At 71.6% G+C, this 9386-nt stretch carries 11 protein-coding genes; 6 read left to right on the top strand and 5 right to left on the bottom strand.

Features of this window, described 5'->3' with window-relative positions:
* The 3 genes from AC1DQF_RS20120 to AC1DQF_RS20130 form a co-directional block, all read left to right on the top strand.
* A partial coding sequence (locus tag AC1DQF_RS20120; RefSeq protein ID WP_477527005.1) for a glutamate ligase domain-containing protein occupies positions 1-832 on the top strand: 832 nt, incomplete at its 5' end.
* Positions 833-1198 (top strand): cupin domain-containing protein, encoded by a 366-nt coding sequence (locus tag AC1DQF_RS20125; protein WP_477527006.1) that lies wholly within the window; start codon positions 833-835, stop codon positions 1196-1198.
* A 244-nt stretch (positions 1199-1442) separates the two neighbouring features.
* On the top strand, positions 1443-2888 hold the full coding sequence (locus AC1DQF_RS20130) for an HNH endonuclease signature motif containing protein (RefSeq protein WP_477527007.1): 1446 nt from the start codon (positions 1443-1445) through the stop codon (positions 2886-2888).
* A 243-nt stretch (positions 2889-3131) separates the two neighbouring features.
* Here the strand turns inward: AC1DQF_RS20130 and AC1DQF_RS20135 are convergent, their stop codons facing one another.
* The 4 genes from AC1DQF_RS20135 to AC1DQF_RS20150 are packed head-to-tail and all read right to left on the bottom strand — an operon-like array spanning position 3132 to position 6617.
* Positions 3132-4829: a Mur ligase family protein gene (locus AC1DQF_RS20135; protein ID WP_477527008.1), complete on the bottom strand. Its 1698-nt coding sequence runs from the start codon at positions 4827-4829 to the stop codon at positions 3132-3134.
* A gap of 26 nt (positions 4830-4855) precedes the next feature.
* Positions 4856-5626 carry an enoyl-ACP reductase FabI gene (gene fabI, locus AC1DQF_RS20140; protein ID WP_457205917.1) on the bottom strand — a complete coding sequence of 257 codons (771 nt, stop codon included), beginning with the start codon at positions 5624-5626 and terminating at the stop codon, positions 4856-4858.
* A 1-nt stretch (position 5627) separates the two neighbouring features.
* On the bottom strand, positions 5628-6353 hold the full coding sequence (gene fabG / locus AC1DQF_RS20145; protein WP_477527009.1) for a 3-oxoacyl-ACP reductase FabG: 726 nt from the start codon (positions 6351-6353) through the stop codon (positions 5628-5630).
* A gap of 51 nt (positions 6354-6404) precedes the next feature.
* Positions 6405-6617, bottom strand: a complete 213-nt coding sequence (locus AC1DQF_RS20150) for a dodecin (RefSeq protein WP_457205915.1) — start codon at positions 6615-6617, stop codon at positions 6405-6407.
* A gap of 125 nt (positions 6618-6742) precedes the next feature.
* Here AC1DQF_RS20150 and AC1DQF_RS20155 point away from each other — a divergent pair, with 125 nt between their 5' ends.
* A complete protein-coding gene (locus tag AC1DQF_RS20155) occupies positions 6743-7045 on the top strand; it encodes a DUF3099 domain-containing protein (RefSeq protein WP_477527010.1) in 303 nt (100 codons plus the stop codon).
* A gap of 179 nt (positions 7046-7224) precedes the next feature.
* Entirely contained in the window at positions 7225-7425 is a 201-nt protein-coding gene (locus AC1DQF_RS20160) for an acetone carboxylase (RefSeq protein ID WP_477527011.1), read from the top strand.
* A 29-nt stretch (positions 7426-7454) separates the two neighbouring features.
* Here the strand turns inward: AC1DQF_RS20160 and moaA are convergent, their stop codons facing one another.
* Complete coding sequence (gene moaA, locus AC1DQF_RS20165; protein ID WP_477527013.1) at positions 7455-8444, bottom strand: GTP 3',8-cyclase MoaA; 990 nt, start codon at positions 8442-8444, stop codon at positions 7455-7457.
* Between the two features lie 122 nt (positions 8445-8566).
* Between moaA and AC1DQF_RS20170 the strand changes: the two genes are divergently transcribed.
* A partial coding sequence (locus tag AC1DQF_RS20170) for an SURF1 family cytochrome oxidase biogenesis protein (protein ID WP_477527012.1) occupies positions 8567-9386 on the top strand: 820 nt, incomplete at its 3' end.

Here is a 9386-nt window from a genome sequence, read left to right on the forward strand (position 1 = left end):
GGGCTCGGACGCCCGCGACATGATCGACGCCCACTGCCGCCGAGGCGGCAAGGCGCTGGTCCTCGACCCGTCGGAGCGCGGCGAGATGATCGTCGTACGTCACGGACGTCGCGAGATGCAGCTCGCCTGGACCCACCTGCTGCCGGCGACCTTCGGCGGCAAGGCCCGGATGAACGTGCAGAACGCGCTCGCCGCGGCCGCCGCGGCGTTCGCCGCCGGGGCCCCGCTGCACGACATCCGCCAGGGGCTGCGCAGCTTCTCGACCAACTACTACCTCTCCCCCGGTCGCCTGAACGAGGTCGAGGTCAACGGCGTCAACGTGATCGTCGACTACTGCCACAACGCGCCGGGCATGAAGATGCTGGGCGACTTCGTCGACCGGGTCGGGGACTCCCTCGAGTCCTCGCACGACCTGGCCCGCCCGTCGCGGATCGGCATCATCGCCACCGCCGGCGACCGGCGAGACGAGGACATGCGCGAGCTCGGCCACATCGCCGCCCAGCACTTCGACGTCTGCATCGTGCGCGAGGACGTCGCCCTCCGGGGCCGCGAGCGCGGCGACGTCGCCGGGCTGGTGCTGGAGGGCGTGCGGAACGCCATGGCCGAGGGCTCGCGGTGCAAGCAGGCCGAGGAGGTGCTTGACGAGATCTCCGCGGTGCGCCACGCCCTCAACCGCGCCAACAAGGGCGACCTCGTCGTCGTCTGCGTCGACAAGCACGCCGAGGTGATGACCGAGCTGGAGAACTGGTCCTCGCAGGCCCAGGCCGGCGCCGGTGCCTCCTCCGAGACCCCGTCCGCCGACCCCGACTACACCGCGCCCACGGAGTCCTGAGTGCGGATCCTGTCGCTCACCGACCTGCCCCACCGGCCGGTCGAGGCGCACGGGAGCCGAGGCTTCTCGGTGGGGGCGTTCGGAATCAGCGCGGACGCCCACCTCGTCGCCGTCTCCCTCGGGGCCGGTGGCGTCATCGGTCGGCACCCGGCGGGCGGGCGTCAGCTCCTCGTCGTGCTGACGGGCGAGGCCGAGGTGGCCGGCGCGGAAGGTGTCGTACGCCGCCTCTCCGCCGGCTCTGCCGCCGTCTGGGAGCCCGGCGAGGTGCACGAGACCCGCTCGCCGACCGGGATGACGGGCATGATCGTCGAGGGCGACCTCGACATCGGCGCCCCCGGCGAACAGGTGGACCCCGGCGACACCTGACCGGGAACTTCCGCGAGCTAAGGCCCTGCGCTCTCGATGGTTGAAGAGGGCCGTTAGGCCCGTTTCGAAACCAGACACAGATGGTTGAGGAAGGACGAAGCGGTGTCCTGAGGAGGCGCGCCAGCGCCGTCTCGAAGGGTCTCGAAACCAGGTCGCAGAATCGCCGCAAAATTCGTGTCCACATGTCGGTCGAACAGGCCGATTCCGGGGCCCGATTGTCGGTGGTCACTGCTGGAATGGACCCATGGCCAAGACCACCGCACCCGCTCTCCCGGAGTCCCCGGCCGAGCTGCTGCGTGCGGTGCGTGACCTGAAGAAGTCGGCCGACCAGGCAGACGTGGACATGATGCGGCTGGGTCTCCACTGGACCGACCTGCACATCGCGGATCCCGAGTTCGCGGAGGCCTGCTTCACGTCCCCGAAGACGTTCGCCGGCGAGGGGTCACCGATGATCGATGAGTTCTGTGTCCCGGAGTTCGCGACGATGCTGGGACGGACCAACGACAGCGCGGGCCGGTTCCTGACCGAGTGCGTCGAGGTCGCCTACCGCCTCCCGAGGTTGTGGGGTGCCGTCACCTCCGGTCTCGTCGCCGGGTGGCGGGCCCGGGTCATTGCGCAGACCACCGTCAGCCTGACTTTGGAGGCCGCGACGTACGTGGATGAGCAGGTGTTCTGGTGCGCCTCGCGGCTGACCCCGGCGGCCCTGGACCGGGTCGTGCAGGAGGCCCGGGTGCGGTTCATGCCCGAAGCGGTCCAGGAGGCGTTGGAGAAGTCGGCGGACAAGCGCCACGTGACGTTCGACCTGCAGCAGGTCTCCTACGACGGGACGATGGGCCTGGAGGCGAGCCTGGAGATCCCGGACGCGCTGGCCCTGGCTGCCGCGGTGAAGTCGGGGGCCGAGCACCTCGCCCGCCTCGGCTCCGCCGACACGATCGATGGCCGCCGGGCCACCGCGTTGGGTGACCTCGCCCGCCACCAGCTCGCCATCGGCTTCGACGACCAACCGTCCGCCGACCCCGCGTCCCCGTTGGTTGAGGAAGGACGGAGTCCTGTCCGGAAACCCGCGCCGGCGCCCACGGCTCCGGTGACCCAGGTCGTGATCTACACCCACCTCTCGGCCGATGCCATCACCCACCACGACCTGGCCACGCGACCGGACGAGGCGCTGGTGGCGCGGATCGAGCAGGCCGGCCAACGCCTGCTGTCGGTGGACCAGGTCCGCGCCTGGTGCGCCCGCCCCGACGCCCAGGTCGTGGTGAAGCCCGTCATCGACCTACGGGAGCGTCTCGAGTGCCGGGGCTACACCCCGACCGAGAAGATCCGCGACTTCGTGATCGTCCGCGACGGCACCTGTGTGTTCCCGTGGTGTGGTCGCAACGCCCGCCACTGCGACCTCGACCACATCGACCCCTACGACCACGACCACCCCGACCAGGGCGGATCGACGTCCACGGACAACCTTGCCGCGTTGTGCAGGCTGCACCACCGGCTCAAGACCCACGGCCGATGGCGCTACCAGATGACCGAACCCGGCGTCTTCGACTGGACCAGCCCGCTGGGCCACACCTACCGCCGCGACCACACCGGCAGCCAAGCCACCGGCCGCGCCTGGCCCGACACCGACGCGGGCCGCGACCTCATCCAGCTGCCGGACCTCCGGACCCTCCGCGCCCACCCGCCGGACCAGTGACCACCCCGCCCCGCACCCCGCCCGACTGACCCCGGCGGGGCCACAGGCACGTCTAGCCCCCCACCCGCCGGACCAGTGACCACCCCGCCCCGCACCCCGCCCGAATACWCCGGTGGGGCCACAGGCACGTCCGCACCAGGGCCGCGTGACGGCGAGTGGCCGCGGCTCGACCCCAGCCCCGAGGCCCCGGCCCGCTCGGCCCCCGGCCCGTCCCGGGCCCGCTCATCCGGGCCGGGGAGATGCTCACACCGAAGCGGCGCGCACCTTCGCAGCGAGCGCGTCCGGGGAGTCCGGCGTACCGCCGTGAGCGGCGAGCCAGTCGTAGGCCTCCTGGCGCTCGGCGTGGCACATGAGCCCGACGACATCTCCGGGTCGTGCCTGGGCGACCAGCGCAGCCAGGCACCCGACCTCGGTGTCGTAGGTCTCGATGTCCTCGACCCCGACCCGGGCGGCACCGGCGCGGAGCAGCGCGTCGATCTCGTCCATGGTGCGGCCGCGCAGGTAGTGCTCCTTGTGACCGATCGCCACCACGTCGCTGCCCTTGGCGCCGATCTCGCCGAGCGCGTCGATGAGCTCGTCGGTCCGGTCACCCACGGCACCGAGGCCGAGCAGCAGCCGGGCACCGGGGCGCCGTACGCCGCTCATGATCTCGAGCAGGGCCTCCAGGCCGGCCTCGTTGTGCGCGAGGTCCATGACCACGGAGAACTCGTCGCCGTCGACGGGGAGGGTGAAGAAGTTCATCCGGCCGGGATTGTGCTCGGCGTCGGGCAGGAAGGACCGCAGCCCGGCGACCACCGCGTCGGTGGACAGGCCGATGGCGAGGGCCGCGGACGCAGCGGCCAGCGTGTTCTCCACGTTGAAGCGTGAGAGGCCGGCGAGCGTCATGGGTACGTCGACCAGCTCGACCAGCGGCTCCGGGTCGGCGCCGGGGCGCAGGACGGTGACCCAGCCGTCGATGACGGTGGTGGCCCGGCCGCCGTGCCCGACGATCTCGCGGATGGCCGGCGAGTCGGGGTCGCGGGAGAAGACCCACGGCTTCGCCTTGGTGACGGCGCGCATGGCAAGCACCCGCGGGTCGTCGGCGTTGAGGATCGCCCAGCCTTCCTTGCGGGTGATCTGCGGGACCACCGACTTCACCTCGGCCAGCTGGTCCACGGTGTCGATCCCCTGGAGGCCCAGGTGGTCGGCGGTGACGTTGGTGACCACCGAGACGTCGTTGTGGCGCAGCCCGATGCCCTTGAGCAGGATGCCGCCCCGCGCGGTCTCGGTGACGGCCAGCTGGACCTGCGGGTGCTCCAGCACCCGCCCGGCGCCGCTGGGACCGGAGTAGTCCCCGGCCTCGACGAGCTCACCGTCGATGTAGATGCCGTCGGTGTTGGACCACCCGGTGAGGAGTCCGTCGGTGCGCGCGATGTGCGCGATCATCCGGCTGGTGGTCGTCTTGCCGTTCGTCCCGGTGACGGCGACGACGGGGACCCGCGGCGTCAGGGTCGTCGGACCGTCACCGGCCTCGGCGGAGGCCACCGTCTCGGCGGCCGCGCTGACCGCGGCCTCGAGGTCGGGCGTCGGCAGCGCGTCCAGCGCGTAGGCCACGGCCCGGCCCAGGGACTCGGCCCGGCCCCGGTGCCGCCACGGGAAGGCGACGACGAGGCGGTCGGGGTCGCTGGTCGGACGGACCCGCACCGCGAGCCGCGTCGTACCGGACTCGGCCGCGATGGCCCGCACCAGCCGCTCCACCGCCCGCATCGCGAACCGCTGGCGGAAGCCACTGCCCGACGCGCCCGGGCGGGTGCTCCGCAGCCCGATCCGGCGCGCGAAGCGCAGCGCGGTCTCCTCAGACGCCTCCACGATCGTGGTGACGTCGAGGGTCAGCTTGATGGCGGCGCGCGGGAAGTAGAGGTTGGGGCCCTCCAGGACCCGGAGCTCGACGAGAGAGGTCACGCGCGCACGCTACCGACAGCCGCGCGTCACAGCCCCATCGCGTGGAAGCCGCCGTCCACGTGGACGATCTCGCCGGTCGTCGCGGGGAAGAAGTCGCTGAGCAGTGCACACACGGCCTGAGCGGTCGGGACCTGGTCGGTCTCGTCCCAGCCGAGCGGTGCCCGGTCCTTCCACGACGACTCGAGTGCCTCGAAGCCAGGGATCGCCTTGGCCGCGAGCGTCTTGAGCGGCCCCGCCGAGACGAGGTTGCAGCGGATGCCCTCGGGACCGAGGTCGCGGGCGACGTACCGCGAGGTGTTCTCCAGCGCTGCCTTCGCCACGCCCATCCAGTCGTACGCCGGCCAGGCCGACGTCGCGTCGAAGGTCAGCCCCACGATGGAGCCACCGCGCGACATCAGCGGGCGGGTGGCGACCGCGAGCGACTTGAGCGAGTACGCCGAGACCTGCACGGCCTGCGCGACGTCCTCCCACGGGCCCTCCATGAACTTCCCGCCCAGGAGGGTCTCCGGGTTGCCGTAGGCGATCGAGTGCACGACACCGTCGAGGCCGTCCACGTGCTCACGCACCTGGTCGGCCAGCCCAGCGAGGTGCTCCTCGTTCGTCACGTCGAGCTCGAGCACCGGCGGCTCGACCGGGAGCCGCTTGGCGATGCGCTTGGTGATGCCCAGCGCCCGCCCGAAGTTGGAGATGAGCACGGTGGCGCCCTGCTCCTGCGCCACCTTGGCGGTGGCGAAGCCGATGGAGGAGTCCATCGTCACCCCGGCCACCAGGATCCGCTTGCCGTCGAGAAGTCCCATGTCAGTGCCCCATTCCGAGTCCGCCGTCAACAGGAATGACGGCTCCAGTCACGTAGGCGGCGCCGTCCGACGCCAACCAGGTCACGGCCGAGGCGACCTCGGCCGTGGCGGCGTAGCGCCCCAGCGGGACCTGCGCCTTGATCATCTGCTTCTGCTCGTCGCTGAGCACGTCGGTCATGTCGGTCTCCACGAAGCCGGGCGAGACCACGTTGGCCGTGATCGAGCGCGACCCCAGCTCCCGGGCCAGGGAGCGGGCCATGCCGACGAGGCCGGCCTTCGACGCGGCGTAGTTGACCTGCCCGGCCGAGCCCAGGAGCCCCACCACCGAGGAGATGAAGATGATGCGTCCGCGGCGCTGACGCAGCATGCCCTTGGCTGCCCGCTTGGCCAGCCGGAAGGAACCGGTGAGGTTGGTGTCGATGACGCTCGACCACTGGTCCTCCGACATGCGGAGCACGAGCGTGTCGGCGGTGATCCCCGCGTTGGCGACCAGGACCTCGACGGGCCCGTGGGCCTCCTCGACGGTCGCGAACGCGGCTTCCACGGCCTCGGGGTCCGTGATGTCGCAGCGGACGTCGAGGGCCCCCTCGGGCGCGCCGCCGCTGCGGGTGGTCACGGCGACCTTGTCGCCCTGGGCGATGAAGGCCTCGGCGATGGCGCGGCCGATGCCGCGGTTGCCGCCCGTCACCAGGACGGAACGGGGCTCGGTGCGGGTGTCGTCACTCATGCTGCTCGACGCTAGTGATTACCCCGGGGTACACGAAAAGACCTCGCCGCTTCACTCGTCCTCGAGGCGGAAGCCGACCTTCATGCCGACCTGGATGTGCTCGACCTGGCCGTCCTTGGCCTGACCCCGGATCTGGGTCACCTCGAACCAGTCGATGTGGCGCAGGGTCTTGCCGGCGCGCTCGATGCCGTTGCGGATCGCCTGGTCGACGCCGTCGGGCGAGGTGCCGACGATCTCGGTGACGCGGTAGGTGCGGTTGGACACGGGTCCTCCTGGAGTGGGGATGGAACGCCGGACGAGATGGCGGTGGGAACGAGGTGGTGCGGGTGCTGTTCGGGAGCCTAGCGACGACGCGACTCGCGTTGGTGGTGCGACGTACAGTCGAGGACATGGCCCGCCGTGAGGATCGCAGCGCACCCGTGCGCATCACCACCGCCGCGAGCAGCCACCACGCCGACATCGCCGCCCGCCAGCGCCGTTACGTCATCTCGATGACGATCCGCACCCTGTGCTTCATCGGCGCGGTCGCCGTCGGGCCCGGCTGGCTGCGCTGGGTGCTGGTCGCCGCAGCGCTTCTCCTGCCGTACGTCGCGGTCGTGATGGCCAACCCGGAGACCCGCAAGGACGACAGCTTCGAGCTCCGTGGCGCGCAGGGCACCCGAGAGCTTCCGCCGTCCGCCACTCGCCAGTAACCGGTTGTTGGTTTTGCCGATGCCTCGTGCAAGAATCAACTTCGCCACCCAGCATCCCCCGTCTGAGTGGCACCAGCGGTGCCGGACGGCTTCCCCCGTGGCTGTCCGGCACCGCCTCCATTTCCGGTAGAACTGCCGGGATGACTGCCGGTGACGCGCTGAGGGAAGGGTGAGCGAGGTTGAGCGACGAGCTCCCCGACACCTGCTCCGCCAAGGGCTGCAAGGCGCCCGCCACCTGGGCCCTGCTCTGGAACAACCCGAAGATCCACACGCCGGAGCGTCGCAAGACGTGGCTCGCGTGCGACGAGCACCGGACGACGCTCGGTGACTTCCTCGGATCGCGCGGCTTCCTCAAGGACGTCGTCGCGCACCCTGCCTGACGGCGAACCCTGCCTGACGGAGCGTCCGCTTAGCCGCCGATGGCGGACATGGGGCGGTCCGGCTGGAGGAAGCTCGGGTCGTTGATGCCGTGGCCCGGGAGCTTGCCGGCCATCGCGATCACCCAGCGCTCGGCGAGCTCGTCGTCGGAGGCGCCCGCACGCATCGCGGTGCGCAGGTCGGACTCGTCGCGGGCGAACAGGCAGTTGCGCACCTGGCCGTCGGCGGTCAGCCGGACCCGGTCGCAGTCGCCGCAGAACGGGCGGGTGACCGAGGCGATGATGCCGACCGTGGCCGGGCCGCCGTCCACGTCGAACAGCTCGGCGGGGGCACTCCCCCGCGGCGCGCCGTGCGGGGTCAGGTCGAACTCGGCGCTGAGGGCGGCGAAGATCTCGTCGGCCGTGATCATCTCGGCGCGGCTCCAGCCGTGCTGGGCGTCCAGTGGCATCTGCTCGATGAACCGCAGGTCGTAGCCGCGCTCGACGGCCCACCCCAGCAGCTCGGGCGCCTGGTCGTCGTTGAGGCCCCGGAGCAGGACGGCGTTGAGCTTGAGGGGGGCGAGGCCGGCCGCGCGGGCCGCCTCGAGGCCGGCGATCACGTCGTCGAGCCGGTCGCGGCGGGTGACCTCGTGGAAGGTCTCGCGGCGCACGCTGTCCAGGCTCACGTTGATGCGGTCGAGGCCGGCGTCGCGCAGCGCCTGAGCGTTGCGCTGAAGGCCCAGGGCGTTGGTCGTCAGCGACGTCTCGACGCCACCGAGCTCGTGCGTGCGCCGGACGATGTCCACCAAGCCGCGCCGCACGAGCGGCTCGCCGCCGGTGAAGCGCACCTCCTGCACGCCGAGGCGGCGTACGCCGATCGTGATCAGGCGGACGACCTCGTCGTCGGTGAGGGTCTGGTCGTCGGGCAGCCAGTCGAGGCCCTCGGCCGGCATGCAGTAGGAGCACCGCAGGTTGCAGCGGTCGGTCAGGGAGACGCGCAGGTCGGTCGCGACACGACCGTAGCCGTCCGCGAGGGGGAGCATCCGGGTGGTCACCCACCCAGTCTAGGTGGTGGGCGGTCCTCGGGGTGCGTGCGCGGACCGGTCGCCGCCCTTCGGGCGGACTCGGCGTCCTCGCGTGCGGGGGCGCCGGATAGCCTCGACGCGTGCGCCGGTTCCGCTTCCTGCTCAGCAGACGATGGGTGCTCTTCCTGCTCACGGTCCTCGCGCTCGCGTGGGTGGCGTGGCGCCTCGGAGAGTGGCAGTTCCACCGCCTGGACGACCGCAAGGACCGCAACTCCGTCATCCAGCGCAACGAGACGCAGGACCCGGTGCCCGTCGCCGACGTGATGGGCGTCGACCGGCCGCTCACCTCCGACGACGAGTGGACGCGGGTCACCGCGACCGGCACCTACGACCCGGACTCCACCGTCGTGGTCCGCTACCGCACCCGCGACGGTGCCTCGGGGGTCGACGTGGTGGTGCCGCTGGTGCTCACCGACGGGACCAGCCTGCTGGTCGACCGCGGCTGGTTCGCCACGGACAACCGCGGTACGACGCCCGAGGACGTCCCCCCGCCCCCAGCGGGTCAGGTCGACGTGGAGGGCTGGGTCCGCCTCGACGCCACCGGCGACAGCACCCAGGTCACCGACCGGTCCACGCGCTCGATCAGCAGCGCCGAGATCGGGCCCGCGATCGACCAGGACGTGCTGACCGGGTTCGTCGACATCCGCTCCGAGTCGCCCGAGGCCGCCCAGCCGCTGGCCCCCGCCGAGCTGCCCGAGCTCAACAACGGACCGCACTTCTTCTACGGGCTCCAGTGGTGGTTCTTCGGCCTGCTCGCCCTCTTCGGCTTCTGCTACCTGGTGTACGACGAGGCGCGCGGCGGCCGCGGACCGGTGCGGGGCTCGCGTCGGCGCCAGACCCCACCGGCCAAGGCTGCCGAGGCCGACGGCGGCCCCGAGGGCAGTCAGAGCGCCCGCAGCA

The sequence above is a fragment of the Nocardioides sp. P4_G4 genome, from assembly GCF_056401085.1.